The 26960-nt window shown below is 30.0% G+C and carries 28 protein-coding genes, 1 pseudogene and 1 riboswitch; all 29 genes and pseudogenes read left to right on the forward strand.

Going from position 1 to position 26960, the window contains the following annotated elements; genetic code table 11:
• Positions 1–6: 6 nt before the first annotated feature.
• The 29 genes and pseudogenes from HMPREF2737_RS05050 (at position 7) to gcvPB (ending at position 26942) form a co-directional block, all read left to right on the forward strand.
• Complete coding sequence (locus HMPREF2737_RS05050; RefSeq protein ID WP_037550655.1) at positions 7–822, forward strand: pyruvate, water dikinase regulatory protein; 816 nt, start codon at positions 7–9, stop codon at positions 820–822.
• Between the two features lie 59 nt (positions 823–881).
• Complete coding sequence (gene dnaG / locus HMPREF2737_RS05055) at positions 882–2687, forward strand: DNA primase (RefSeq protein WP_037550652.1); 1806 nt, start codon at positions 882–884, stop codon at positions 2685–2687.
• Between the two features lie 301 nt (positions 2688–2988).
• On the forward strand, positions 2989–4095 hold the full coding sequence (gene rpoD, locus HMPREF2737_RS05060) for an RNA polymerase sigma factor RpoD (protein ID WP_011275651.1): 1107 nt from the start codon (positions 2989–2991) through the stop codon (positions 4093–4095).
• Positions 4096–4336: 241 nt separating this feature from the next.
• Positions 4337–5026, forward strand: coding sequence for a tRNA (adenine(22)-N(1))-methyltransferase (locus HMPREF2737_RS05065; protein ID WP_037550650.1), 690 nt, complete (start codon positions 4337–4339; stop codon positions 5024–5026).
• Positions 5016–6116, forward strand: coding sequence for a Nif3-like dinuclear metal center hexameric protein (locus tag HMPREF2737_RS05070; protein ID WP_037550648.1), 1101 nt, complete (start codon positions 5016–5018; stop codon positions 6114–6116). Before HMPREF2737_RS05065 ends, HMPREF2737_RS05070 begins: the two co-directional genes overlap by 11 nt.
• 46 nt (positions 6117–6162) lie before the next feature.
• Positions 6163–7509, forward strand: coding sequence for a DEAD/DEAH box helicase (locus HMPREF2737_RS05075; protein WP_037550646.1), 1347 nt, complete (start codon positions 6163–6165; stop codon positions 7507–7509).
• Between the two features lie 9 nt (positions 7510–7518).
• A complete protein-coding gene (locus HMPREF2737_RS05080; protein ID WP_037550644.1) occupies positions 7519–8409 on the forward strand; it encodes a deoxyribonuclease IV in 891 nt (296 codons plus the stop codon).
• 248 nt (positions 8410–8657) lie between these two features.
• Complete coding sequence (locus HMPREF2737_RS05085) at positions 8658–9434, forward strand: metal ABC transporter ATP-binding protein (RefSeq protein WP_037536591.1); 777 nt, start codon at positions 8658–8660, stop codon at positions 9432–9434.
• Positions 9435–9496: 62 nt separating this feature from the next.
• Positions 9497–10359: pseudogene (locus HMPREF2737_RS05090) on the forward strand (metal ABC transporter permease).
• Positions 10346–10768, forward strand: coding sequence for a Fur family transcriptional regulator (locus HMPREF2737_RS05095; protein ID WP_011275658.1), 423 nt, complete (start codon positions 10346–10348; stop codon positions 10766–10768). The pseudogene HMPREF2737_RS05090 and the gene HMPREF2737_RS05095 overlap by 14 nt, the downstream one beginning before the upstream one ends.
• A gap of 456 nt (positions 10769–11224) precedes the next feature.
• Positions 11225–11824: a superoxide dismutase gene (locus HMPREF2737_RS05100; RefSeq protein ID WP_037550640.1), complete on the forward strand. Its 600-nt coding sequence runs from the start codon at positions 11225–11227 to the stop codon at positions 11822–11824.
• A 127-nt stretch (positions 11825–11951) separates the two neighbouring features.
• Entirely contained in the window at positions 11952–13997 is a 2046-nt protein-coding gene (locus HMPREF2737_RS05105) for a peptidoglycan D,D-transpeptidase FtsI family protein (RefSeq protein WP_037550638.1), read from the forward strand.
• Positions 13998–14114: 117 nt separating this feature from the next.
• Complete coding sequence (gene rpmG, locus HMPREF2737_RS05110) at positions 14115–14264, forward strand: 50S ribosomal protein L33 (RefSeq protein ID WP_011275661.1); 150 nt, start codon at positions 14115–14117, stop codon at positions 14262–14264.
• Between the two features lie 237 nt (positions 14265–14501).
• Positions 14502–15038 (forward strand): 5-formyltetrahydrofolate cyclo-ligase, encoded by a 537-nt coding sequence (locus HMPREF2737_RS05115; protein ID WP_037550637.1) that lies wholly within the window; start codon positions 14502–14504, stop codon positions 15036–15038.
• 15 nt (positions 15039–15053) lie between these two features.
• Entirely contained in the window at positions 15054–16511 is a 1458-nt protein-coding gene (locus tag HMPREF2737_RS05120; RefSeq protein ID WP_037550635.1) for a rhomboid family protein, read from the forward strand.
• A complete protein-coding gene (locus HMPREF2737_RS05125) occupies positions 16495–16698 on the forward strand; it encodes a YqgQ family protein (protein WP_037550632.1) in 204 nt (67 codons plus the stop codon). The genes HMPREF2737_RS05120 and HMPREF2737_RS05125 overlap by 17 nt, the downstream gene beginning before the upstream one ends.
• Entirely contained in the window at positions 16695–17681 is a 987-nt protein-coding gene (locus HMPREF2737_RS05130) for an ROK family glucokinase (RefSeq protein ID WP_037550630.1), read from the forward strand. The genes HMPREF2737_RS05125 and HMPREF2737_RS05130 overlap by 4 nt, the downstream gene beginning before the upstream one ends.
• The gene (locus HMPREF2737_RS05135) at positions 17681–18004 is read left to right on the forward strand and encodes an MTH1187 family thiamine-binding protein (protein WP_011275666.1); all 324 of its coding nucleotides are present in this window, start codon (positions 17681–17683) and stop codon (positions 18002–18004) included. Before HMPREF2737_RS05130 ends, HMPREF2737_RS05135 begins: the two co-directional genes overlap by 1 nt.
• Position 18005: 1 nt before the next feature.
• Positions 18006–18632, forward strand: a complete 627-nt coding sequence (locus HMPREF2737_RS05140; protein ID WP_037550628.1) for an MBL fold metallo-hydrolase — start codon at positions 18006–18008, stop codon at positions 18630–18632.
• A 51-nt stretch (positions 18633–18683) separates the two neighbouring features.
• Entirely contained in the window at positions 18684–19658 is a 975-nt protein-coding gene (gene comGA / locus HMPREF2737_RS05145; protein ID WP_037550626.1) for a competence type IV pilus ATPase ComGA, read from the forward strand.
• Positions 19630–20694, forward strand: a complete 1065-nt coding sequence (comGB, locus tag HMPREF2737_RS05150) for a competence type IV pilus assembly protein ComGB (protein WP_070650047.1) — start codon at positions 19630–19632, stop codon at positions 20692–20694. The genes comGA and comGB overlap by 29 nt, the downstream gene beginning before the upstream one ends.
• A 13-nt stretch (positions 20695–20707) precedes the next feature.
• Positions 20708–21028 (forward strand): competence type IV pilus major pilin ComGC, encoded by a 321-nt coding sequence (gene comGC / locus HMPREF2737_RS05155; protein ID WP_011275670.1) that lies wholly within the window; start codon positions 20708–20710, stop codon positions 21026–21028.
• Entirely contained in the window at positions 21009–21461 is a 453-nt protein-coding gene (comGD, locus tag HMPREF2737_RS05160) for a competence type IV pilus minor pilin ComGD (RefSeq protein WP_226956186.1), read from the forward strand. The genes comGC and comGD overlap by 20 nt, the downstream gene beginning before the upstream one ends.
• Entirely contained in the window at positions 21442–21741 is a 300-nt protein-coding gene (locus HMPREF2737_RS05165) for a hypothetical protein (protein WP_037550618.1), read from the forward strand. The genes comGD and HMPREF2737_RS05165 overlap by 20 nt, the downstream gene beginning before the upstream one ends.
• Positions 21659–22150 (forward strand): prepilin-type N-terminal cleavage/methylation domain-containing protein, encoded by a 492-nt coding sequence (locus HMPREF2737_RS12000; protein WP_037550614.1) that lies wholly within the window; start codon positions 21659–21661, stop codon positions 22148–22150. The genes HMPREF2737_RS05165 and HMPREF2737_RS12000 overlap by 83 nt, the downstream gene beginning before the upstream one ends.
• A gap of 159 nt (positions 22151–22309) precedes the next feature.
• On the forward strand, positions 22310–22828 hold the full coding sequence (locus HMPREF2737_RS05175) for a shikimate kinase (protein WP_037550611.1): 519 nt from the start codon (positions 22310–22312) through the stop codon (positions 22826–22828).
• Positions 22825–22940: riboswitch (glycine riboswitch) on the forward strand. (Overlaps the previous gene by 4 nt.)
• Before the next feature lie 76 nt (positions 22941–23016).
• On the forward strand, positions 23017–24108 hold the full coding sequence (gene gcvT / locus HMPREF2737_RS05180) for a glycine cleavage system aminomethyltransferase GcvT (RefSeq protein ID WP_037550608.1): 1092 nt from the start codon (positions 23017–23019) through the stop codon (positions 24106–24108).
• A 16-nt stretch (positions 24109–24124) separates the two neighbouring features.
• On the forward strand, positions 24125–25477 hold the full coding sequence (gene gcvPA / locus HMPREF2737_RS05185) for an aminomethyl-transferring glycine dehydrogenase subunit GcvPA (RefSeq protein ID WP_037550606.1): 1353 nt from the start codon (positions 24125–24127) through the stop codon (positions 25475–25477).
• Positions 25464–26942: an aminomethyl-transferring glycine dehydrogenase subunit GcvPB gene (gene gcvPB / locus HMPREF2737_RS05190; RefSeq protein WP_037550603.1), complete on the forward strand. Its 1479-nt coding sequence runs from the start codon at positions 25464–25466 to the stop codon at positions 26940–26942. The genes gcvPA and gcvPB overlap by 14 nt, the downstream gene beginning before the upstream one ends.
• Positions 26943–26960: the final 18 nt, after the last annotated feature.

Consider the following 26960-nt stretch of genomic DNA (forward strand, 5'->3'; position numbering starts at 1 on the left):
AGAACGATGGAAAATATAAAGATAATCATCGCTTCTGATTCAATTGGAGAAACTGCTGAATTAGTATCAAGAGCATGTATTTCTCAATTCAATCCAAAGGAATGTAAACATGAATTTTTAAGGTATCCTTATATCGAGACAAAAGAGGACATTGATGAAGTTATTCAAGTAGCAAATGACAGAAATGCAATTATAGTTTATACGTTAGTTAAACCAGAAATGAAAACTTATATGGAAAGTAAGATAGGTACTAATAAGTTACGTTCTATTGATATTATGGGTCCATTAATGGGCTATTTGAAAGATGCTTTTGAAGAGAATCCATATAATCAACCTGGTAGAGTCCATCGTTTAGATGACGCTTATTTTAAGAAAATTGATGCGATTGAGTTTGCGGTAAAATATGATGATGGAAAAGACCCTAAAGGATTACCTAAAGCGGATATAGTATTAATTGGTGTTTCAAGAACATCAAAAACTCCTTTATCTCAATATTTAGCCCATAAAAGTTATAAAGTGATGAACGTTCCAATTGTACCTGAAGTAACCCCACCGGACATGTTATTTGACATTGACTCATCAAAATGCATCGCTTTAAGAATTAGTGAAGAAAAATTAAATCGTATTAGAAAACAACGTTTGAAACAGCTTGGATTAGGTGATTCAGCTAGATACGCTAATGAAATACGTATTAAAGAAGAGATTAAATACTTCGAAGATATCGTAGACAGAATTGGATGTGCAGTCATTGATGTATCTGATAAAGCAATTGAAGAAACAGCTAATGATGTTATTAATATAATCGAAAGTCAATCAAAATAGTTTTAATTTATCTTTAGACAAAGTATAATATTATGACTACAATTTATAGGTGATATATATTGCGTATTGAACAATCAGTAATTAATGAAATTAAAGATAAGACCGATATTTTGGATCTAGTAAGTGAATATGTAAAATTAGAAAAAAGAGGACGCAATTACATTGGTTTGTGTCCTTTTCATGATGAGAAGACTCCTTCGTTTACTGTATCTGAAGATAAACAAATTTGTCATTGCTTTGGTTGTAAAAAAGGTGGTAATGTCTTTCAATTTACTCAAGAAATAAAAGATTTATCATTTGTAGAGGCTGTAAAAGAGCTAGGAGAAAGAATTAACATTTCAGTTGATATTGGTAATAGTAGTGACTATACAAGTCAAATAGCATCGAATGATTTAACAATGATTGAGATGCATGAATTAATGCATGAATATTATCAATATGCTTTACTTAAGACAGTAGAAGGTGAAGAGGCATTAAATTATCTAATAAAACGTGGTTTTACTGAAAAACTTATTAAATCACGTGGTATTGGTTATGCGCCTAATCATACTCACTTTTGTCATGACTTTCTACAACAAAAAGGTTATGATATAGAACTCGCGTACGAAGCTGGTCTTTTATCACGAAATGAAGAAAATTTCAGCTATTTTGATAGGTTTAGAGATCGCATTATGTTCCCTTTAAATAATGCTCAAGGTCGTATTGTGGGCTATTCAGGTAGAACATATAATAATCAAGAACCCAAATATTTAAACAGTCCGGAAACACCCATATTTCAAAAGAGAAGATTATTATATAATCTTGATAATGCTAGAAAGTATATACGAAAAAATGATGAAGCCATTTTATTAGAAGGATTTATGGATGTAATTAAATCCGATTCATCAGGACTAAAACCGGTCATTGCAAGTATGGGAACAGCTATATCAGATGAACACATTACTGTTCTAAAAAAACTAACATCTCATATTACTCTAATGTTTGATGGTGATTTCGCTGGTCAAGAAGCAACAATTAAAACTGGGCAACACTTTTTACAACAAGGATTTAATGTTTTTGTTGTTCAATTACCTAAAGATATGGATCCAGATGAGTATATAACTAAATATGGTAATGAAAAATTTCTTGAATATGTAAATAATGAAAAGAAATCATTTATCATTTATAAAGTAAATAAACACAAAGATGAAATTGCTAATAATGACTTAGCTTATGAACGTTATCTTAAAGAAGTTACCCAAGATATTGCATTAATGAATTCTCAAATTTTGCAGAATAAGATAATCAAAGATGTAGCACATATATTTAATGTTGATTCTAATACTCTAAATAGCAATGTGTTGAATCAACAACAATATATTCCTAGCGAACCTCATTTTAACGATTATCAATCATATGATAGTGAAATACAAAATAATACAAATAATTTATTTAGTCATTTATCAAAACATGAAAGTGCTGAAAGAGCCTTACTTAAACATTTTATGAATGATAAAGACTTATTCTTAAATTATCATAAGCAACTTGAAAGTGATGACTTTGATAATCAATTTTTCAAACGTATATATAGTGTTTTAGAAGATTTTTACGCTGAAAATGACAGTTATACAATTAGCGATATGATACTTTACACAGATAATGATAATTTGAGAGATGCAATAATCGCTTTGGATAATTATGATTTAAATCAAGAGCCTTATGATAGTGAAATAGAAGATTACATGAATGTCATCAATGAATCAAAGTATGGAGATACACTTGAAGAATTAAATCATAAATTACGTGAAGCGTCACGGATAGGCGACGTAGAATTGCAAAAATATTATTTGGAACAAATCGTTAATAAAAATAAAGCTCGTATGTAACTATTATTATAAAAACTGCTATAAAATTGCATACTTTAATAAATCATATAAATAGTATTTCTATTTAATAACCATTATTGTATAATGATTATTATGCGTTTTTAACGGGTAGATATGGAACATAAGTAACATTTAATTAATGTGATGCCGTTTAAATATAATTGATATTAAACATTCAAATATTGAATATGAAATGTTACCATTATTATGAATTTTTATTAATACTTTTCTTATTATATTGAAATATTATATAATTAAATATCTTGTTTCAAAGCATATATTACTATTGGGAGGCCTTTTCATGTCTGATAACCAAGTTAAAATTAAAAAACAAACAATAGATCCGACATTAACATTAGAAGATGTTAAGAAACAATTAATCGATAAAGGTAAAAAGGAAGGTCACCTTAGTCATGAGGAAATAGCCGAAAAATTGCAAAATTTCGATATGGATTCTGATCAAATGGATGATTTCTTTGACCAATTAAATGATAATGATATTAGTTTAGTAAATGAGAAAGATAGCTCAGATACTGATGAAAAATTAAACCCAAATGATTTAAGTGCTCCTCCAGGTGTCAAAATTAATGATCCTGTAAGAATGTACTTAAAAGAAATTGGCCGAGTTAATCTACTAAGTGCTCAAGAAGAAATTGAATTAGCTAAACGAATTGAGCAAGGTGATGAGATTGCTAAGTCTAGATTAGCTGAAGCTAATTTACGACTAGTTGTAAGTATCGCAAAAAGATATGTTGGACGTGGCATGTTATTCCTTGATTTAATTCAAGAGGGCAACATGGGATTAATAAAAGCTGTTGAGAAATTTGATTTTAGTAAAGGTTTTAAATTCTCCACTTATGCAACTTGGTGGATTCGACAAGCAATTACAAGAGCGATTGCCGACCAAGCACGTACAATTAGAATTCCAGTTCACATGGTTGAAACAATTAATAAGTTAATACGTGTTCAAAGACAATTATTACAAGATTTAGGTCGTGATCCTGCACCTGAAGAAATCGGGGAAGAGATGGATTTACCTCCAGAAAAAGTACGTGAAATTCTTAAAATTGCTCAAGAACCAGTATCATTAGAAACGCCAATAGGTGAGGAAGATGATAGTCATTTAGGTGACTTCATTGAAGACCAAGAGGCACAAAGTCCATCTGACCATGCAGCTTACGAACTTTTAAAAGAACAATTAGAAGATGTTTTAGATACGCTTACTGACCGTGAAGAAAATGTTTTACGCTTAAGATTTGGTTTAGACGATGGTCGAACAAGAACACTTGAAGAAGTTGGCAAAGTCTTTGGTGTTACACGTGAAAGAATTCGTCAAATTGAAGCAAAAGCACTAAGAAAACTTAGACACCCAAGTCGAAGTAAGAGATTAAAAGACTTTATGGATTAATTTTAATAATTCGAGTTACAACTTTATTTATTTTCAATGCTCATAGAGTACTTAACGTTTAAAATTTTGAAATATTCATTTCAATTAATTAGTTAATTTGTAGCATTTACTAATTAATGATTCTATTATCTACCATGATAATTCAATTCTATTTTAAACGGTACTATATTGAGCTAAAGAGAATTTTAGGCTGAGACACTTAACTTTGTCCCAGTCTCTTTTTATAGTAAAGGAGATACCTATGATAACTTTAAATCAAAGATTAACTTCTGTTTGCAATTACCTTGTTCCTGGAAAATTGGCTGACATTGGTTCTGACCATGCATATCTTCCAATTTATGCAATTCAAAATAATTTAATCTCTAGTGCTATTGCTGGAGAAGTTATTAAAGGTCCATATGAAGCAGCACGAAAAAATGTATTAGTAAATCAACTTAATGATGTAATTGATGTTCGATTAGGGGATGGATTGAGTGTTATAAGCAAAAGCGAATCAATACAGAATATAACTATTTGTGGTATGGGCGGTCCGTTAATTGCTAAAATATTAAAAGAAGGAAAAGAGCATCTAGTTCAAGGTCCTAGACTAGTTCTACAAAGTAACATTCAGACTGAAGCATTAAGATATACTTTAATGTCTATCAACTATCACATTATTGATGAGATTATTATGGAAGAAAAAGGACATATTTACGAAATAGTTGTAGCTGAATACAATACTACTAGTGAAAATTTGAATAATAAAGAATTAAAATTTGGACCTAAGCTATTACAAAAGAAAAATGAAATATTTTATAAGAAATGGAATCATGAATTAGAAACACTTAAACATATTCGCAATCAATTGAATTCAGAATCACATCATGAGAGACTTAAAGAAATAGAGAATGATATATCATTAATTACTGAGGTGTTAAATTATGAAGATTAAAGAGTTAATGTCTATTGTTGATAATCACGTTCCTCTCAAAACAGCAGAAAGTTGGGACAACGTTGGATTACTTATAGGTAATAATGAATCTGAAATCAATGGTATTTTAACTACTCTGGATTGTACCGACTCAATTGTTAACCAAGCAATAGATAATGGTTACAACACGATTATCGCTCATCATCCACTCATTTTTAAGGGTGTAAAATCAATTATTGATGATGGTTATGGACAATTAATTCAAAAAATTATTCGTCATGATATTAACCTCATTGCTCTACACACGAACCTTGATAACCACGTTAATGGTGTAAACCAAATGCTAGCTAATAAATTAAAGTTAAACAATATACAATTTTTAACACAAGAAAATGAAACCTATTTTAAAGTTCAGACTTATATACCTAAGGAAGATATAGAAACCTTTAAAAATAGCCTTGATCAAGTAGGACTTGCAAAAGAAGGTAATTATGAATATTGTTTTTATGAAACTGAGGGTCGCGGTCAGTTCAAACCTGTGGGTGAAGCTAAACCATATTTAGGTCAAATAAACAATATTGAATACGTGAACGAAGTTAAAATTGAATTTATGATTAAAGATAGTCAATATGAATTAGCTGAAAAAGCAATTATTAGCAACCATCCTTATGAAACGCCAGTTTATGATTTTATTAAAATGACTAAAACTGCTAATTATGGACTTGGTAAAATCGGGAATATGGAAGAAGCAATGCCATTAGCTGAATTTGTGAAATTTGTGAAAAAGCAGCTTGATATACCTAGTGTTAGATATACTGGTGATTCTGATAAACTCATTCGAAATGTAGCAATCATTGGTGGCTCTGGAATTGGATTTGAATCACTTGCCTTTAATAAGGGTGCTGATATCTTTATAACAGGGGACGTTAAACACCATGATGCACTTGATGCACAGACTAACGGCATAACCATTTTAGATATTAATCATTATAGTGAATATGTAATGAGAGAGGGACTGAAAGATTTATTGAAGCATTGGTTAAATACTGAAAATGTAAACTTCCCAATTGAAGCTTCTAATATTAATACAGACCCATTCAAATATAGCTAAAAAAATTTAATCAACATCAATTGAATATTTTAAGGAGGCCTAATCGATGGCAACTCATCCATTTGAGTTATTTAATTTAGACTCAAAACTTATAGAAGCAATTAAAGATTTAAAATTTGAAAAACCAACTGAAATTCAAAATAGAATAATTCCTAGAATTAAAAAAGGAGTTAATTTAATAGGTCAATCTCAAACAGGTACAGGGAAATCGCATGCATTTTTATTACCGTTAATGGATAAAATAGACGTTGAAAATAAAGAACCTCAATCTATCGTGGTGGCACCTACAAGAGAATTAGCACAACAGTTATATCATGCAGCAAGCCATCTAGCTACTTTTAAACAGGGCGTTAAAGTTAGTTTGTTTATTGGTGGTACAGATATTGAAAAAGATAGACAGCGTACAAGTAATCAACCACAATTAGTAATAGGAACACCAACTAGAATTAATGATTTAGCTCAAAGTGGTCATTTACATGCGCACTTAGCATCTTATCTTATAGTGGATGAAGCTGATTTAATGATTGATTTAGGATTAATTGAAGATGTAGATTTAATTGCATCACGCCTTGATGAAAATGCACATATAGCTGTCTTCAGTGCTACTATACCTAAATCCTTACAACCATTTTTAAATAAATATCTTAGTAATCCTGAGTATGTAGAAGTTGATTCTAAATCTCAAAATAAAAAAAATATCGAATTTTATCTAATTCCAACTAAAGGTACTGAAAAAGTAGATAAAACACTTCAATTAATTAATATTTTAAATCCGTACTTATGTATTGTATTTTGTAATAGTAGAGATAATGCGGATGAATTAGCTAATTCATTAAATGCAGCCGGTATTAAAGTTGGCATGATACACGGTGGTTTAACACCTAGAGAACGTAAGCAACAAATGAAACGTATACGTAATTTAGAATTTCAATTTGTTATCGCAAGTGATTTAGCTTCTCGAGGTATAGACATTGAAGGCGTTAGTCATGTTATTAATTTTGACGTACCTAAAGATATTGACTTCTTTACACACCGTGTGGGTAGAACAGGTAGAGGTAATTATAGAGGTGTGGCAATAACACTTTATAGTCCGGATGAAGAACATTTAATCACACTAATTGAAGATAAAGGCTACCATTTTGAAAATGTTGATGTGAAAAATAATGAATTAACACCAATTAAAGCACATAATACTCGACGTAAGCGTGTAAGAAAAGACGATCACTTAACGAACGAAGTAAAACATAAAGTGCGAAGTAAGACTAAAAATAAAGTCAAACCAGGTTATAAAAAGAAATTCAAACAAGAAGTCGAAAGAATGAAGAGACAAGAAAGAAAACAATTTAGTAAAAGACAAAATAGACAACAACGAAAAAATAATAAAAAGGGTTAGGTGAAAGCAATGTTACTTGGGTCACATGTTTCTATGAGTGGTAAAAAGATGTTAGAAGGTTCTGCAGAAGAAGCACACAAATTTGGTGAGTCTACATTTATGATTTATACTGGCGCACCTCAAAATACAAGAAGAAAGAGCATAGAGGATTTAAATATCGAAAAAGGACATGAAGCCATGGATAAATATGGTTTATCTAATTTAGTCGTCCATGCTCCATATATTATAAACATCGCTAACACTACTAAACCGGAAGTCTTTCAATTAGGGGTAGATTTCCTTCAAAATGAAATTGAACGAACACAAGCTTTAGGTGCTAAAGATATTGTTCTACATCCTGGTTCACATGTTGGCGCTGGTGCTGATAAAGGTATTCAACAGATTATTAAAGGATTGAATGAAGTTTTAACTCATGATAATGATGTGCGCATCGCTCTAGAAACTATGGCTGGAAAAGGATCTGAAGTTGGACGAAGTTTTGAGGAAATCGCACAAATTATTGACGGGGTTACTCATAATGATCGACTATCAATTTGTTTCGATACATGTCACACTCATGATGCTGGATATAACATTAAAGAGGATTTCGATGGTGTATTAAATGAATTTGATAAAATTATTGGCTTAGATCGAATAAAAGTGGTTCATGTTAATGATAGTAAAAATGAGCAAGGTGCTCATAAAGATAGACACGAAAATATTGGATTCGGTCACATTGGATTTGACGCATTAAATTATGTAGTACACCATGATGTTTTCAAGGATATACCTAAAATTTTAGAAACACCCTATGTTGGTGAAGATAAAAAAAATAAGAAACCACCTTATAAATTTGAAATAGAGATGTTAAAAGCACAACAATTTGATTCAGAATTAAAATATAAAATTCTTCAGCAATAATTATTATTAATTGGAAGTTGAATCAAATATTAATATTTAAGGCTATGATGTAATAAAACAATAGCGGTATAACCTTAAAAGGCGTTAAACCATAACTCTTCACAGACTTAATAATTTTCTCAGGAGTGATACAATTAATTTTACAATAATTCAGTATCGCTCCATTTTATTATCTATTAAATCAAGTCGTAAACATTACTATTTACAACTTCTAAACTTAACTGTATAGTATTAAACGAGGTGAAATAATGAATCAACCTGTTTTTGAATTAAAAAATATCGATTATCAATTTGATAATAAACAAGTTTTAGAAAATATTAATATACACATAAATAAAGGTGAATTTTTAGCAATTGTGGGTCCCAATGGAGCAGGTAAGTCTACTTTACTAAAAATCATATTAGGGTTGCTTCCGTTGCAAAAGGGCGAAATATATATAGATGGTAAATCATATAAAAAGCAAAATCAATCTGCTTTAAAGATAAGTTACGTATCACAAAAAGCTACAGCTTTTAATGCTGGATTTCCAGCAAGTGTTAAAGAAGTGGTACTTAGTGGTCTTACTAAAACAAAAAAGTTATTTCAAAAGTTTAATAAAAAAGATGAAGCACTTGTCGATGACGTTTTAACTAGATTAAATATCAATCATCTTATCAACAAGAATATTGCAGAACTTTCCGGCGGACAACAACAGCGTGTATTAATTGCGAGAGCTTTAATCTCCAATCCTTCTGTCTTAGTTTTAGATGAACCTACAAATGGTATTGATGCAAAACATGTAAGTGAATTTTATGAAACGCTTGAAAGATTAAAAGATGAAGGTATAACGATTATATTAGTAACACATGACATTGGCGTTGTAGCTGATACAGCAACAAAAGTAGCATGCTTAAATAAACATTTACATTTCCATGGATCAACCGAGGACTTCAAAAAACTAGACGAAGTTGAAATTTCTAAAATTTATGGTCACCCCATTAAATTTGTAGATCATCAACATAATAGAGAATGTTGTGAAGTTTAAAATTTAATATATTAGGAGTAACAAAATGAATGTATTAATTAAACAAGTGAGTGGTGATATCTATGATTGAAGCGTTATTAAATTTCGACTTCATGAGATATTCATTACTTAGTGGTATTTTAATTGGATTTATTGCACCTTTAATTGGTGCTTTTATAGTTGTAAGAAGATTATCTTTGATTGCAGATGCGCTTAGCCATGTTACACTAGGCGGTATCTCATTTGGCATGTTTATACTAACTTTGTCACCCGCACTAACTATTATTAATCCGATGTGGTTTGGTATATTATATGCTATTGTAGGTGCGCTTTTAATTGAAAAGTTAAGAACATCATATTCTAACTATCAAGAGATTGCCATACCAATTATTATGAGCGCAGGGATTGCACTAAGTGCCATTTTTATTTCTCTTGCAGATGGATTTAACCAAGAAATTGTAGGTTTACTATTTGGTTCCATAAGTGCGGTCAGTCTTAGTGATTTATTAACGGTTGTAGTTATAGCAATTGTCGTTGTTTTATTTATTACTTTATTTTATAAAGAATTATTTATACTTTCATTTGACGAAGAATATAGTAGAGTTGTAAATATTCCTAAATGGATTCAATTTTTATTTATAGTTATCGTGGCTATGGTAATTTCTGCTTCAATGAGAGTGGTTGGCATACTTTTAGTCAGTGCATTAATAACATTACCCATTGCTATAGCAATGAGAATAACTAAGGGTTTCAAACAATTAATCATTTTAAGTGTCATAATTGGCGAATTTTCAGTTATAATGGGCCTTGTTTTAGCATTTTATATGAATATTTCACCGGGTGGTGTTATTGTAGTACTATTAGTTTTATTATTAGGACTTACAATGTTATTCCAAAAATCAATTGTAAGACTTAAAAAGGGGCAATAACTTATGAATACAAATGATGCAATTAAAATTTTAAAAGATAATGGTTTGAAATATACTAAGAAACGTGAAGATATGATTAATATTTTTGTTAAAGAAGATAAATACATTAATGCAAAACATATTCAACAACAATTAGACAAAGATTATCCAGGTATTTCTTTCGATACAATTTATCGTAATTTACATTTATTTAAAGACTTAAAAATTATTGAGAGTACTGAATTAGATGGTGAAATGAAATTTAGAATTGCTTGTATGAATCATCACCATCATCACTTTATTTGTGAAAATTGTGGTGATACTAAAGTTATTGATTTTTGTCCAATTGATCAAATAAAGGTGTATCTACCTAATGTAGATATTCACACCCATAAACTAGAAGTTTATGGCGTATGTGAAGAGTGTCAAAAACAAAACTCAAAATAAAATTTTTTGAAATATAAATATCAATTGTTTTTACTAATACACTTAAATAATTTAATAATGAATTATTGTAAGACAAAATTGCAAATATATATTAGCAATCTAAACTGAGAAAGTGTTAATTGTAGCTTTCTCAGTTTTTTTGAGTCAGTCGACTGAAAATTCCATTAAAGAATTAATAGATTAACAAAATAGAAAACAAATCATATTTTAATTCAATTTAACAATCTTAAAATTAAATGTAATTAAAAAATTTTGATATACATAGGTCAAAAGTAGGAATTATTTAAAAATAACCAATTATAGTTTGTAATTATGTTTAAAAGTTATCATTTTGAGTTATATTATAAAAGTAAGTTAATAATAAGCGTATTAATATGAGTTGCAAGCAAATATTTTGTTGCTTAGTTAATAACTTGTTATTATAAATGTAACGAATTTTTAGGAGGATGATTAATTATGGCTTTTGAATTACCAAATTTACCATATGCAGCAGATGCATTAGAACCACACATTGACAAACAAACTATGGAAATCCATCATGACAAACATCACAACACTTATGTTACCAAATTAAATTCTGCAGTTGAGGGAACAGATCTTGAATCTAAATCAATTGAAGAAATTGTTGCTAACTTAGATAGTGTACCTGAAGATATTCAAACAGCTGTTCGTAATAATGGTGGCGGACACTTAAATCACTCATTATTCTGGGAATTATTAACTCCTAATTCTGAAGAAAAAGGTGCTGTTGTTGATAAAATCAAAGAACAATGGGGCTCTTTAGATGAATTTAAAAAAGAATTCGCTGACAAAGCAGCAGCTCGTTTCGGTTCAGGTTGGGCATGGTTAGTTGTTAACAATGGTCAATTAGAAATTGTTACTACACCTAACCAAGATAACCCATTAACTGAAGGTAAAACACCTATCTTAGGTTTAGATGTTTGGGAACACGCTTATTACCTTAAATATCAAAACAAACGTCCAGATTATATTACTGCTTTCTGGAATGTTGTTAACTGGGAAAAAGTTGGCGAATTATACAATGCAACAAAATAATTCTATATTTCCTAATTAATATGTGGCCTCTATGAGAGGCCACTTTTTTTATTAAAATGATGGTAATATGTTTAATTTTCATATATCATTTATGAGTAAACATGTTTAATAATTGAGGTAGGTTATCTTGCTTAAAAGATTAAAGGAAAAGTCTAATGATGAAAAAATAAAGCACACAATGAATAAACGAATAAGTTTTGTGTTTGGTGCTATTGTAGTTATATTTGGAATTATAGTTTTAAGGTTAGGATATTTACAAATTGCGCAAGGCTCCCATTATAGCCAACTAGTAAAAAACGATGAAAACATAACTGTAAATGAATCTGTTCCTAGGGGAAGAATTCTTGATAGGAATGGAAAAGTATTAGTAGATAATGCTTCTAAACTAACGATTACATACACAAGATCTAGGAAAACAAGTCAAAAAGATATGCTCGATACTGCAAAAAAATTGTCATCTCTTATTACTATGAAAACTGACAAAATTACTGAAAGAGATAAACAAGATTTTTGGATTCAAAAAAATCAAGATGAAGTAGACAAATTAATGAAAAAAGAAACTTCAATGTTAAATGAAGGTAGTATTACCCAAGATCAATATGATAAACAATTATATAAAAAAGTTGGAGACAAACAAATTAATAGTTTATCAAAAAAAGACTTGCAAGTTTTAGCAATTTATCGTGAAATGTCTGCTGGTTCTACCATGAACCCGCAAACAATTAAGAATGAGGATGTAAGTGAAAAAGAATATGCTGCAGTGTCACAGCAACTTGATAGTCTTCCAGGTATAAATACAACTATGGATTGGGACCGACGCTATCCTTATGGAGATACATTAAGAAGTATATTTGGTAGTGTATCTACATCAAGTGAAGGTATTCCTAAAGAATTGACCGAACAATATTTAGCTAAAGGTTATTCTCGAAATGATAGAGTTGGTAAATCTTATTTAGAATATCAATATGAAGATATTTTACGTGGTAAGAAAAAAGAAATGAAATATACTACTGATAAATCTGGAAAAGTCATAAACTCTGAAGTAATCAATCCTGGGTCTAGAGGCGATGATTTACAGTTAACAATTGATATAGACTTACAGAAAAAAGTAGAATCTTTATTAGAAAGTCAAATCAAGACGTTACGCAATCAAGGTGCTAAAGATATGGATAACGCGCTTATTGTAGTGCAAAATCCTAAAAATGGCGATATTTTAGCTATGGCAGGAAAACAAATCGATAAAAATGGTAAGCTAACAGATTATGATTTAGGAAACTTTACTGGTCAATTTGCAGTTGGTTCTTCAGTAAAAGGTGGAACCCTATTAGCTGGATATCAAAATAATGCGATTAAAGTTGGCGAGGAAATGATAGATGAGCCACTTCATTTTAAAGGTGGATTAACAAAACGCTCTTACTTTAATAAAAATGATAAAGTCAGAATTAATGATAAAGAAGCATTAATGCACTCTTCAAACGTATATATGTTTAAAACTGCTCTTAAATTAGCCGGAGATCCTTACTATAGTGGAATGGGCTTACCTACAGATATAAGTGAAGCTGGCCAGAAATTAAGAAAGGGACTTAATCAAGTCGGATTGGGAGTTAAAACAGGTATTGACTTGCCAAATGAAACAATAGGTCAAATTGAACCATTAACAAACAATTCAGGCAATTACCTTGATTTATCAATTGGTCAATATGACACATATAGTCCAATTCAATTATCACAGTACGTTTCTACAATAGCTAATGATGGTTATAGAATTCAACCGCACATTGGATTAGCAATTCATGATGCTACAAATAGTGATGACATAGGACCTGTTAAACAAAAAATCAAAGGTAATGTATTAAACAAAGTAAATAATTCTGAAGATGAAATTAATGAAGTTCAAAAAGGGTTTGAGATGGCATTCAATAAGCAAGATGGAACAGGTTATTCAAGTTTCCACAAAACTAAAGTACCATCTGCAGGAAAAACAGGTACTGCTGAAGTATTCCAAGATGGTGAATCTAGAGTTAATTCAACATATATAGGTTATGCACCTATCAAAAATCCTAAACTATCATTCTCGATTGTATATACAAATCAACCTGTCCCACCACCATGGTTAAATGGTGGAGACCTAGGAAGAGATGTAATTAATTATTACTTTGACGATAAAAAATAACTATTTTACTTTTAATGAATTGAAATTTTTTAGAGCATCAAAAATAATACTTTTCAATTTTTAAACTAAGTGGTATGATTATAAAGTCGTATTTAAAAAAGGTAAGGAGGATTTAACATGCGCGTAAATGTAACATTAGCTTGTACAGAATGTGGAGATAGAAACTACATTTCTACTAAAAACAAAAGAACTAATCCTGAACGTGTTGAAATGAAAAAATATTGTTCACGTGATAATAAACACACTTTACACCGTGAAACTAAATAATAACTCATCTAAAGAGTTTGTTTCAAAAATAATATTATAAGACTACATTGCTAATTTGCAGTAGCCGACTTGAGCCGAAAAACGCTAAAATTGCGTTTTTCGGCTCAAGTCATCCTTACAGGGGCAAGACTATGAATCCATAATGGATTCTGTCTAGCTCCTTTTTTTATTTCATATAAATGACATCATCTTTTAATAACGTTATAATATATATAGTGTCTAGAGAGTGGGGATGTTATGAGTAAAAAAGAGATTAGAAAAGAAATATTATCTCAAATGAAACAATTAGAAAAAGAACACAAACTTCGTGCAGACGCATGGTTGAAGAATCAATTAATCAATAATACTGAATATAAAAACGCGAAAAGAATAGGTATTGTTTTATCTATGCCTCATGAAGTAGATACTTATCCCATCATCGATACGATGTTATCTGATGATAAAAAAGTCTTTGTTCCTAATACAAACTACAAATTGAAAGAAATGAATTTTAAACAGTTACTATCTTTAAACCAACTTGAAAAGGATGAAAAAGGCTTATTATATGTTAATGATGACACTGAAATTACTGATCAATTAGATTTAATTGTTGTTCCTGGAGTTGCTTTTAGAGATGATGGTTATCGAATAGGTTATGGTGGAGGATATTATGATCGCTTCTTAAGTGATTCAAATGCCAATACTATTAGTTTAATTTATGACCTACAATTAACACAGTTTGATATCGAATCACATGATCAACCTGTTGAAAAATTAATAATTTTCAATACTTAAATTTTGGAGGAGTTAATGGATACAGAAAAATACTTCTGGAAGTCTATCTATTATTTTATAAAATATTACAATTATCACATTGTAAATATTGATAAAAATGATAGTGAAATTTGGCTTATACATAAAAAGAAAAACAAGCTAGTGATATTTAGGAAAGATATCGCTTCTAACCAAGAAATTCAGTTTGATAAAGCTAAAATGTTGGATAATTATCAACAATATGAGGATGACCTCAATTTTAAATTAAAAAGCGTTAAATATTATTATTTCACAGATCAAATATTTGATAATATCAAATCCGCTGACTCTAGTCCCATTAAAATAGAAAGCATGAGTATTTTAAATAACAATGATTTACATAAATTGATTCATAATAATATATTAACTAAATTAATGTTTAGACAAGATAACAAACTATCAAATTACTATAAGCGACGTTTATTGTCACAAAACCCAATTGATAAACATATTTTGCGTTTTACACCTATGACATATGGGTTAATCATAATTAACGTTTTGATATGGCTAATAATGATTCTTTATCTTAATCATTTTTCCGATGTTAAATTGTTAGATTTAGGTGGATTAGTGCACTTTAACGTCGTTCATGGCGAATGGTATCGTCTTATAACATCCATGTTTCTACACTTTAATTTTGAGCACATTTTAATGAATATGCTATCATTATTTATTTTCGGTAAGATAGTCGAATCTATAGTCGGCCCATTAAGAATGTTAGGGATTTATGTAATTTCTGGTTTACTCGGAAATTTTATTTCACTATCATTTAATCTTCATACTGTATCTGTAGGTGCTAGCGGAGCTATTTTCGGGCTAATAGGCTCAATTTTTGCAATGATGTTTGTAAGTAAGACCTATTCTAGAAAAACAATTGGTCAAATGTTAATCGCATTATTAGTGCTAATTGTTTTATCATTATTTATGTCTAATATTAATATTATGGCTCATCTAGGAGGATTTATTGGTGGTGTTTTAATTACTTTAATTGGTTATTATTTCACACACAATCGTAATTTATTTTGGATTTTCTTAATTATATTGCTTGTTTTGTTTGTTGCATTACAGGTAAGAATTTTTACTATTAAAGAAGAAAATATTTATGATAAATTAATTGAGGATGCTATATTAGACTATAATTATAAAGAGGCAAGTTCAATTGTAAACCATACAATTGACAAAGGTTATGATGACGATCGAACCTATTATTTAAAGGGGCTTATAACAGCAACTACAAGTTCTAGAGCAGAGGGCATGGCGGATTGGGAACGCGGTTTAAAAAACCATCCAAATTCTGGTCTTTTGAACTATGAACTTGCAATTGCTAATAGAGCACTTGATGATAATGAAAAAGCACTCAAATATGTAAAAAAAGCTTTAACTATTAATTCTGACAATAATGATTATAAAAATTTAAAAAAAGAGTTGGATCAATCAAATGAATCGAGAAATTAAAAATTTCTATGATGTATTACAGCTTTTAAAGCGTTATGGATTTATTATCTATTTTAAAAATCCAAACGATATGTATGAAATGATGCTACAAGAAATAAAATCATTATATCATTACGAACTATTATCTAAAGATGAATACCTAAAATGTATTTTAATAATTAACCAAAGAAGGAATGAGCATAAATGAAAGATATTATTTTAGCAGCAGATATTGGTGGGACAACTTGTAAACTTGGAATATTCAATGGCGAACTCGAACAACTACACAAATGGTCTATTAAAACAGATACGTCTGACCACACGGGCAAAACATTATTAAAGAATATCTATGATTCATTTAACGAAACACTCTCAACTCACCAATTAAAAATTGATGATGTCATTGGTGTTGGAATTGGTGTACCAGGGCCTGTTGATTTTGAAACTGGCATTGTTAATGGGGCAGTTAATTTGCATTGGCCAGGTAGTGTAAATGTTCGACAAATGTTTAGTGAATTTATTAACTGTCCTGTTTATGTTGATAATGATGCTAATGTAGCGGCATTAGGAGAAAAACATAAAGGTGCAGGTCAAGGTGCTGACGATGTAGTTGCTATAACATTAGGTACCGGTTTAGGCGGAGGTATTATCTCTAATGGTGAACTTGTTCATGGTCATAATGGATCAGGTGCAGAAATAGGTCACATCAGAACTGATTTTGATCAACGCTTTAATTGTAATTGTGGTAAATCAGGTTGTATAGAAACTGTTGCTTCTGCTACTGGTGTCGTTAATTTGGTTAATTTTTATTATCCAAAATTAACGTTTAAATCATCAATATTACCGTTAATAAAAGACAATAAAGTTACAGCTAAAGCCGTATTTGATGCCGCTAAAGCAGGTGATCAATTCTGTATCTTTATTACTGAAAAAGTGGCAAACCACATCGCTTATTTATGTAGTATTATTAGCGCAACAAGCAACCCCAAATACATCGTTTTAGGTGGAGGTATGTCAACAGCTGGTTTGATTTTAATCGAAAATATTAAAACTGAGTACCACAACTTAACATTCACTCCCGCTCAAAAAGATACTGAAATTGTTCAAGCTCAACTAGGTAATGATGCAGGAATAACTGGTGCAGCAGGGCTAATTAAAACATATATATTAGAAAAGGGTGGTGTTAAATAATGGCAATTGTTGATGTAGTTATTATTCCAGTTGGAACTGAAGGACCAAGTGTTAGTAAATATATTGCAGAGATACAAATGAAATTAGAAAGTTTTAAACAAGAAGGAAAAATTGATTATCAATTAACCCCAATGAATACTCTAATCGAAGGGGATTTAAAAGACTTATTCGAAGTAGTACAAGCAATCCATGAATTGCCGTTTAATAAAGGTATTGATAGAGTTTGTACAAACTTACGTATAGATGATAGACGCGATAAATCTCGTAAAATGAATGATAAACTAAAATCAGTTCAAAAACATATCGATAATCAAGGAGAATAATATGAAAATCTCAAGCTTAACTTTAGGATTGGTAGATACTAATGCATATTTTATTGAAAATGAAGAAAGTGTTATATTAATCGATCCTGCTGGTGAATCAGATAAGATTTTTAAAAAATTAAATCAAATTAACAAACCATTAAAAGCAATTTTATTAACACATGCGCACTTTGATCATATTGGTGCATTAGACGATGTCGTTAATAAATATGAAGTACCTTTATACATGAATAAAGAGGAGTTTAGTTTTCTAAAGGATCCTGATAAAAATGGTTCTGCTAAGTTTAAGCAATATGGTATGCCTTTAATTACTAGTGACGTCAAACCAAACCAATTAGATGAAGGTGAGTCCAATATTGAAGGATTTAAATTCAATGTACTGCATACTCCTGGTCATTCTCCTGGAAGTTTGACGTATGTATTTGAGGATTTCGCAGTAGTCGGTGACACGTTATTTAACAATGGTATAGGTCGTACTGACTTATATCGCGGTGATTATGAAACATTGGTTGATTCTATTAAAGATAAATTATTTGAATTAGAAGGCGATTTACCATTATTCCCTGGCCATGGTCCATATACAACAGTCGATGATGAGCAATTAAATCCATTTTTAGATGGCCAATAAAATAAAGTAATTTCTTCACCTCTTACGTTTATATATGTAGGAGGTGTTTTTTTGAAACTATTATTCAGAGAGATAGTTAATAAAGCTATTTCAAAAAATGCGAGCGACATACATTTTATCCCTTCAGTTGATGAAGTTCATATTAAATTTAGAATTAATGATTATCTTGAACTTTATGAAATATTCAACTTAGATGTATATCAAAAATTATTAGTTTTTATGAAGTTCAAATCAGGTTTGGACGTTTCATCTCAACAATCCGCTCAAAGTGGTCGTTATACTTATCAATCTAAATCTACTTTTTATTTACGGATTTCAACATTACCTTTGTCTTTAGGTGTAGAAAGTTGTGTAATTAGGATAATTCCTCAATATTTTCAAGCAAAAAAAGAATATAAAGAATTTAACGATTTTAAACACTTAGTAAATAAAAAACAGGGATTAATTCTATTAACTGGACCCACAGGATCCGGAAAAAGTACTCTGATGTATCAAATGGTTCTACATGCATATAAAGAATTAAATCTTAATGTTATCACTATCGAAAACCCAGTTGAGCAATTACTAAAAGGCATTACCCAAATATCAATAAATAAAAAGGCAGGTATAGACTACATAAGTTCATTTAAAGCTATATTAAGATGTGATCCTGATATTATTTTAATAGGTGAAATAAGAGACGCAGAAGTTGCTAAATGTGTTATTCAAGCTAGTTTGAGTGGACACCTTGTATTATCAACCATGCATTCTACTAATTGTAGAGGTGCATTACTTCGATTACTTGAGATGGGAATTTCAATTCAAGAATTAACTCAATCTATCAATATCATTTCTAATCAAAGATTAATAACGACTACTCAGAATGAGCGTCGGTTAATTTGTGAAACAATAGATAAAAAGCAGATACAATATTTCTTCGAGCATGAACAAACAATGCCACTTAATTTTAATAATTTAGAACAGCAATTAAATTTATTATCTAAAGAAGGAACAATTTGTGAAGATACTGCAAGTAAATATTTTTAAATTGTCATCTAAGAATTTAACGAGTGCACAAATGATTCACTTACTTGAAACACTGTCAAACTTATTAAAAAGTGGCTTCACACTTTTAGAGAGTTTTGAGTTCATCAACCTATATTTCAAATACAGAGATAAAGAATTAAAAAATAAAATCATAGCATCTATTAAATCAGGTGAAACATGTTATGAAGTATTAAATTTGATAGGTTATCCAAATTCAATTACAACTCAAATCTATTTTTCACAAAAATATGGAAATTTAGAAGACGCTTTAGAGGAGTCCATCAAATATTTAAAGACAAATTTATCTGCAAAGCAGCAAGTAATTAAAGCTGTTCAATATCCACTCTTATTATGCTGTATTTTTATGTGTATGGTAGTAGGGTTAAACTATACTGTCATTCCGCAATTTGAACAACTATACATTTCTATGGATGTAAATTTATCATTTTACCAGAAATTCTTAACCTCAATGATTACTTCTCTTCCTGCTTTTATTATCTTTTTCATTACTATTTTAATTTTAATCTTTGTAATTTTAACCATAGTATTATTACGAATAGAAACTTCTAAAAAAATAATTATTTTATCATCAATACCTTTGTTTAATAGCTATTATAAAATTTTTAAAACTTATCAAATATCTAATGATTTAAGTCTATTTTATAAAAATGGCGTAAGTTTACAGGACATTGTTACAACATATATTAAACAAAATGATAATGAATATTTAAGGTTTCTAGGGGGGTTTTTAATGGATAAAACTAATAGTGGTGAAACTTTAGCAAATAGTTTAGCTATGATGCCGTGTTTTCAAAAAGACTTAATTAAATTTATAAAGCAGGGAGAAAAAAGTGCCAAATTAGATATAGAACTTAAAATTTACTCAAGTATTTTAATTAATAGATTTAAAGAAAAATCACTTCTTCATACAAAAATCATTCAACCAATTATTTTTCTGTTTCTAGGCTTGTTCATTGTTAGTTTGTATTTAGTAATTATGTTACCAATGTTTCAGTTAATGCAAAATATTAAATGATAAGGAGTTTAATATGAAAAATCACTTTGAAAATTTAAAAAAATTAAAAGCTTTTACTCTAATAGAAATGTTATTAGTATTACTAATTATCAGCGTATTACTAATATTAATTATTCCAAACATTGCAAAACAAACAGCACATATCCAGTCCACAGGTTGTGAAGCTCAAGTCAAAATGATAAATAGTCAAATAGAAGCATATACATTAAAACATAATCGTACACCTTCTAATATAAATGATCTTATCAATGATGGCCTTATAAAAGAAGGACAAAAGCAATGCAGATCAGGAGAAACTATTACAATATCTAATGGTGAGGCTATTGCGAACTAGTCAATTTACTGCGTTTACTCTTCTTGAAACATTGCTTACCTTATTAATTTTAATAATTATTATTATGATTTCCCCAAGCATTTATACTAAAACTAAATTAGATTTAATCGAAAGTGAATTAAAAGTAAAAAATATCATCACCCAATTAGAGTATATAAAATCAAAAGCAATTGCTGAGAACCAATCAATTACAATTGTGTTTAGCAAACAAGCCACAGAAATGAATATTATTGAACAAAATGGAAATAAATACAAATTAGGATTATTTGGCACTAAAATTATTTCAGTTGCAAAAGTACACACCATAACATTCAATAATGAAGGTAAAATTAATCATTTTGGATCAATCATTTTGAAAGCTAAAGAGAATATTTACAGAGTAATTTTTAACATTGATAAAGGAAGGATAAGATTTGTTAAATTATCAAATTAGGGGAAGTTTATTAATTGATAGTTTATTAGGTTTTTTGATTCTAACTTTTATTACTTTAATATTCTTACCTCTATTAGAACAATTAAATTTCAATCTACGTAATCAATACGAAATTTTAGATATGAAAAGTGCTATTATCACAAGCCAAAAACATTATAATATTAAAGAATTAAAGAAGGGGATTACTATAGGAAAATATGAAATTAAAATTTATAAAAATACGATATGCAATAATAATAATTTATCTAAGAATAAGGTCTGTGTTCAGCTCAGTAACTAAAGGATTTACTTTTATAGAAATGCTAATATCCTTATTAATTACTATAATCATTTTAACTATAATACCCCATCTATTTCGTTTGACTGATACATACTTAAGTGCGGCCTATGAATTTGACCAATTAGAATATTCATTTTTTCAATTGGACCTTAATAAAATGACCAATTCTAAAGCAATTTCTTTAAAATTAATTGATGAACATTCAATTTTACTTAAACAACAGAATCAAAATAGTTTCATTAAATATCAAAATCAAAAAATTATTTTTATAAGTAATAATAGAGGGAATATTACACTACTAAATAATGTTTTAAATGCGAGGTTCATTTCTAATCATAAAGGAATTATAGAAGTGTTTTTAAGGATTGGAAGTAGGGAGAATTTCTATGACAAAACACTTTATTTATAACTATAAAGGTTTCATAAGCATCTATACTATGCTCATATTTATCATATATTTATCAATCATCTCTTTTTATACAACTCAATATAGTTTAAAATTGAAGACAATTCATAACATTAGTAGTTATTATGATTTGAAGATAAATCAACTATTTTAAAAAGGGTGATGCAATTGAATAAAAAAAAATCACCAATAATTCTTATCGGCTTTATGGGCACAGGTAAAAGTACTATTGGAGAATACTTATCATTAGAAAATCAATTAAGTTTTATAGATTTAGATGTATACATAGAAATAAAAGAAAATAAAAAAATACCAGATATCTTTGAAGAAGTTGGAGAAATCGGTTTTAGGAAAATTGAATATAACTACTTAATTGAATGTACAAAAAAATACGATGTTATTGCAACAGGTGGTGGTGTTATCGAATATAATGAATCACTAAATCATTTGAAACAGTATAAATACATTTTTTGGCTAGATTGTGACATAGATGTTATCTTCAAGAGAGTAATAAACGATAATCATAGACCAAATGCAATTGATAAATCCAAAAAACAGTTAAATAACTTGTATTTATCAAGGATTTCAAGATATAATGAAATCGCATTCATGAAAGTGAATAGTGATAAAACAATCAGAGAAATTTATAATGAGATTATAAATCATCTTACTTGCGGTTGATCAGTATTAGAGAGAATAAAAATATATTACTTAAATTTAAGTATAATAATTTTTATCGCCGAAGGTGCAAGTTAACTACTAAACTCTCAGGCAAAAGGATAATACTGCTACGCATTCCTGGATTAAGTGTATAAACAGGGTAGCTATCTGCTACTCTGTTTTTTATAAAAAATATAGGGGGTTTTCTAATGACAAGCGAATTTAAAAAAACACCATTGTATCAAAATTATGTTGACAGTGGTGCAAAAATAGTAGAGTTCGGTGGATGGGCAATGCCTGTTCAATTTACAAGTATCAAAGAAGAACATAATGCAGTTAGATATGAAGTAGGTATGTTCGATGTAAGCCATATGGGAGAAATCTCTATAAAAGGCAATGATGCTAGTAAATTTGTCCAATACTTACTTTCAAACGATACTAACAACCTTACTGATACTAAAGCTCAATATACTGCTTTATGTAACGAAGAAGGCGGTATTATTGATGACTTAGTAACATACAAAATCGGCGACAATGATTATCTACTAATTGTTAACGCTGCAAATACAGATAAAGATTTTGCTTGGGTACAAAAACATGCACCTAAATTTGATGTTGAAGTATCAAATGTATCTGATCAATTCGGTCAGTTAGCTGTTCAAGGTCCTAAAGCAAGAGATTTGGTAAGCGAGTTAGTTGATATAAATGTAAGTGAAATGAAACCATTTGATTTCCAACAAAACGTTACTCTATTTGGAAAAAATGTTATCTTATCTCAATCTGGTTATACAGGTGAAGACGGATTTGAAATCTATTGTGAAGCAAAAGACACAGTAGACATTTGGAACGGCTTCATTGAATATAATGTAGTTCCATGCGGTCTCGGTGCACGTGATACATTAAGATTAGAAGCTGGCCTTCCATTACATGGTCAAGATTTAACAGAATCTATCACACCATATGAAGGTGGAATTGCTTTTGCTGCTAAACCACTTATTGAAGAAGACTTCATCGGTAAATCAGTGTTAAAAGACCAAAAAGAAAATGGTTCAGAACGTAGAACTGTTGGCTTAGTGTTACTTGATAAAGGTATTGCAAGAACTGGTTATCCTGTTTTAGACCTTGATGGTAACGAAATTGGGGAAGTTACTTCAGGAACACAAGCACCATCTTCAGGTAAATCAATCGCTATGGCAATTATTAAGCGAGATGAATTTGAAATGGGACGAGAATTATTAGTTCAAGTACGTAAAAGACAGCTTAAAGCTAAAATTGTTAAGAAAAACCAAATTGAAAAATAATTAAGGGGTGTGTATTGTGAGTCATCGTTATATACCATTAACTGAAAAAGATAAAAAAGAAATGCTTGATAAAATTGGAGCAAGTTCAATTAATGAATTGTTCGGAGATGTGCCGAAAGATATTTTACTAAATAGAGATTTAAATATTTCTAGTGGTGAAGCTGAAACTTCTTTATTAAGAAGACTTAATACAGTTGCAAATAAAAACGTAACTAAAGAAACTCATGCGTCTTTCCTAGGTGCTGGCGTTTATGACCATTATGCTCCAGCTGTTGTAGATGCAATGATTTCACGTTCTGAATTCTATACAGCATATACACCATATCAACCAGAAATTTCACAAGGTGAATTACAAGCGATTTTTGAATTCCAAACATTAATTTGTGAATTAACAGATATGGATGTAGCTAACTCATCTATGTATGATGGTATCACTAGTTTTGCTGAAGCTTGTATCTTAGCATTTAATCATACTAAGAAAAATAAAATTGTAGTATCTAAAGGTCTTCATTATCAAGCACTTCAAGTGTTAAAAACTTACGTTAAAGTTAGAGAAGAATTTGAAATTGTTGAAGTTGATTTAGATGGAACAATTACTGACTTAGAAAAATTAGAACAGGCTGTAGACGATGAAACTGCTGCAGTAGCAGTTCAATATCCAAACTTCTATGGTTCAGTGGAAGACTTAGAAAAAATTCAATCATTTATTGAAGGCAAAAAAGCATTATTTATCGTTTATGCTAATCCATTAGCTTTAGGCCTATTGACACCTCCAGGTTCATTTGGTGCTGATATTGTAGTAGGAGACACACAACCATTTGGTATACCAACACAATTTGGTGGACCACACTGTGGTTATTTCGCAACTACAAAAAAATTAATGCGTAAAGTGCCTGGTAGATTAGTAGGACAAACACAAGATGATGAAGGTAACCGTGGATTCGTTCTAACTTTACAAGCCCGTGAACAACATATTCGTCGTGATAAAGCCACTTCTAATATCTGTTCAAACCAAGCATTAAACGCACTTGCATCATCAATTGCTATGTCAGCTCTTGGTAAACAAGGTATTTACGACATTGCAGTTCAAAACTTAGAACACGCAAATTATGCTAAAAATCAATTTAAAGACAATGGTTTTGAAGTGCTTGATGGTACTTCATTCAATGAATTTGTTGTCAAATTCGATCAACCAATCAAAGATGTAAATAAAAAATTAGCAGAACATGGTTTCATTGGAGGCTTTGATTTAGGTGAAGCCTCAGCAGATTTTGAAAATCATATGTTAATTGCTGTTACTGAATTAAGAACTAAAGATGAAATTGATACATTTGTTAAGAAAGCTGGTGAGCTAAATGGTAGTAAGTAAATCAAGTCCATTAATTTTTGAAAGATCTAGAGAAGGTAGATATGCATACTCATTACCTCAAAGCGATATAAAAACAGATTCAGTTGAAAGTATTCTTGATGATAAATTTATTCGTAAAAATAAAGCAGAGTTTCCTGAAGTTGCAGAATTAGATTTAGTTCGTCATTATACTGAATTATCAAATAAAAACTTTGGTGTAGATTCAGGTTTTTATCCACTTGGATCATGTACTATGAAATATAATCCTAAAATCAATGAAAAAATTGCTCGCATACCTGGATTTGCAGAGTCACATCCTTTACAAGAAGAAGAGCAAGTTCAAGGTTCTTTAGAAATTGTGTATAGTTTGCAAGAAGAACTTAAAGAAATTACTGGTATGGATGAAGTTACATTACAACCAGCTGCAGGTGCTCATGGTGAGTGGACTGCTTTAATGATTTTCAAAGCGTATCATTTAGATAATGGTGAAGGTCATCGTGATGAAGTTATTGTTCCTGACTCAGCTCATGGTACAAACCCTGCATCTGCGTCGTTTGCTGGTTTTAAAGCTGTTACAGTTAAATCAAATGAACGTGGTGAAGTTGATATCGAAGACTTAAAACGCGTTGTTAATGAAAATACTGCTGCAATTATGTTAACTAATCCTAACACTTTAGGTATTTTCGAGAAAAACATCATGGAAATCCGTGAAATTGTACATGAAGCAGGCGGATTATTATACTATGACGGTGCAAACTTAAATGCCATTATGGATAAAGTACGTCCTGGAGATATGGGATTTGATGCGGTACATTTAAACTTACACAAAACTTTCACTGGTCCTCACGGTGGCGGTGGTCCAGGTTCAGGTCCAGTTGGTGTAAAAAAAGAATTAGCTAGTTATTTACCAAAACCAATGGTAATCAAAGATGGAGATACTTTTAAATACGATAATGATATTAAAAACTCAATTGGACGTGTAAAACCATTCTACGGTAACTTTGGTATTTACTTAAGAGCATACACATATATCAGAACTATGGGTGCTGAAGGTTTAAGAGAGGTTTCTGAAGCAGCAGTTCTTAATGCTAACTATATTAAAGCTAGCTTAAAAGACCACTATGAAATACCATATGAACAATATTGTAAACATGAATTCGTATTAAGTGGTTCTAAACAAAAAGAACATGGTGTCCGTACATTAGACATGGCAAAACGTTTATTAGACTTTGGTGTTCATCCACCAACAATCTACTTCCCACTTAACGTTGAGGAAGGTATGATGATTGAACCAACTGAAACAGAATCTAAAGAAACGTTAGATTACTTTATCGATGCTATGATTCAAATTGCTGAAGAAGCTAAAAATGATCCAGATAAAGTATTAGAAGCACCACATAGTACAATAATTGATAGATTAGATGAAACTACAGCTGCGCGTAAGCCTGTTTTAAAATTTGATAATCTACATGAAGAAAAAGAATAATATTTAAAACTTTGACCC

The sequence above is a fragment of the Staphylococcus sp. HMSC069D12 genome, assembly GCF_001810405.1.
GTDB classification, from domain to species: domain Bacteria; phylum Bacillota; class Bacilli; order Staphylococcales; family Staphylococcaceae; genus Staphylococcus; species Staphylococcus haemolyticus.

What these genes read in the sequence shown, in the direction of transcription:
- gcvT (WP_037550608.1), top strand. Translation starts at nt 23,017, where the DNA reads ATGACAAGCGAATTTAAAAAAACACCATTGTATCAAAATTATGTTGAC.
- HMPREF2737_RS05070 (WP_037550648.1), top strand. Translation starts at nt 5,016, where the DNA reads ATGAAGATTAAAGAGTTAATGTCTATTGTTGATAATCACGTTCCTCTC.
- HMPREF2737_RS05095 (WP_011275658.1), top strand. Translation starts at nt 10,346, where the DNA reads ATGAATACAAATGATGCAATTAAAATTTTAAAAGATAATGGTTTGAAA.
- HMPREF2737_RS05050 (WP_037550655.1), top strand. Translation starts at nt 7, where the DNA reads ATGGAAAATATAAAGATAATCATCGCTTCTGATTCAATTGGAGAAACT.
- gcvPB (WP_037550603.1), top strand. Translation starts at nt 25,464, where the DNA reads ATGGTAGTAAGTAAATCAAGTCCATTAATTTTTGAAAGATCTAGAGAA.
- HMPREF2737_RS05100 (WP_037550640.1), top strand. Translation starts at nt 11,225, where the DNA reads ATGGCTTTTGAATTACCAAATTTACCATATGCAGCAGATGCATTAGAA.
- HMPREF2737_RS05085 (WP_037536591.1), top strand. Translation starts at nt 8,658, where the DNA reads ATGAATCAACCTGTTTTTGAATTAAAAAATATCGATTATCAATTTGAT.
- HMPREF2737_RS05120 (WP_037550635.1), top strand. Translation starts at nt 15,054, where the DNA reads ATGGATACAGAAAAATACTTCTGGAAGTCTATCTATTATTTTATAAAA.
- HMPREF2737_RS05125 (WP_037550632.1), top strand. Translation starts at nt 16,495, where the DNA reads ATGAATCGAGAAATTAAAAATTTCTATGATGTATTACAGCTTTTAAAG.
- HMPREF2737_RS05135 (WP_011275666.1), top strand. Translation starts at nt 17,681, where the DNA reads ATGGCAATTGTTGATGTAGTTATTATTCCAGTTGGAACTGAAGGACCA.
- HMPREF2737_RS05065 (WP_037550650.1), top strand. Translation starts at nt 4,337, where the DNA reads ATGATAACTTTAAATCAAAGATTAACTTCTGTTTGCAATTACCTTGTT.
- HMPREF2737_RS05175 (WP_037550611.1), top strand. Translation starts at nt 22,310, where the DNA reads ATGCAATTGAATAAAAAAAAATCACCAATAATTCTTATCGGCTTTATG.
- HMPREF2737_RS05075 (WP_037550646.1), top strand. Translation starts at nt 6,163, where the DNA reads ATGGCAACTCATCCATTTGAGTTATTTAATTTAGACTCAAAACTTATA.
- HMPREF2737_RS12000 (WP_037550614.1), top strand. Translation starts at nt 21,659, where the DNA reads ATGAAATTAAAATTTATAAAAATACGATATGCAATAATAATAATTTAT.
- HMPREF2737_RS05080 (WP_037550644.1), top strand. Translation starts at nt 7,519, where the DNA reads ATGTTACTTGGGTCACATGTTTCTATGAGTGGTAAAAAGATGTTAGAA.
- rpoD (WP_011275651.1), top strand. Translation starts at nt 2,989, where the DNA reads ATGTCTGATAACCAAGTTAAAATTAAAAAACAAACAATAGATCCGACA.
- HMPREF2737_RS05140 (WP_037550628.1), top strand. Translation starts at nt 18,006, where the DNA reads ATGAAAATCTCAAGCTTAACTTTAGGATTGGTAGATACTAATGCATAT.
- comGC (WP_011275670.1), top strand. Translation starts at nt 20,708, where the DNA reads ATGAAAAATCACTTTGAAAATTTAAAAAAATTAAAAGCTTTTACTCTA.
- HMPREF2737_RS05115 (WP_037550637.1), top strand. Translation starts at nt 14,502, where the DNA reads ATGAGTAAAAAAGAGATTAGAAAAGAAATATTATCTCAAATGAAACAA.
- HMPREF2737_RS05130 (WP_037550630.1), top strand. Translation starts at nt 16,695, where the DNA reads ATGAAAGATATTATTTTAGCAGCAGATATTGGTGGGACAACTTGTAAA.
- rpmG (WP_011275661.1), top strand. Translation starts at nt 14,115, where the DNA reads ATGCGCGTAAATGTAACATTAGCTTGTACAGAATGTGGAGATAGAAAC.